The sequence below is a fragment of the Schumannella sp. 10F1B-5-1 genome (genome assembly GCF_006517535.1).
Taxonomy (GTDB): domain Bacteria; phylum Actinomycetota; class Actinomycetes; order Actinomycetales; family Microbacteriaceae; genus Schumannella.
Genome location: NZ_VHQH01000264.1, coordinates 1 through 291, shown reverse-complemented (window position 1 = coordinate 291; position 291 = coordinate 1). Strand labels below are relative to the sequence as shown.

The following is a 291-nucleotide window of genomic DNA, read 5'->3' as shown; positions in this document are numbered from 1 at the left end:
CGTGCTGACCTCGGTGGGGGTGCGCTACGCCGGACTCCTGGCCGCCATCGCCCTGCCGATCACCTTCATCCCGTTGGTGGGTTCGGTGATCTCGGCGATCATCGCCACCACGGTCGCGTTCTTCACCTCGCCGACGGCCGGGCTCGTGACCCTCATCCTGCTGCTCGTCTACATGCAGGTCGAGGCTTACGTGTTCACGCCGCGCATCGTCGGCAAGGCGATCGAGATCCCCGGATCGCTCGTGCTCATCGGGGCGCTCATCGGCGGCACGCTGCTCGGGCTGCTGGGTGC

General features: G+C 67.7%; 1 protein-coding gene. It reads left to right on the top strand.

Annotated elements, in window-relative coordinates:
- Positions 1-291, top strand: a 291-nt coding sequence (locus tag FJ658_RS15645) for an AI-2E family transporter (RefSeq protein WP_141146249.1), incomplete at both ends; no start/stop codon positions are given.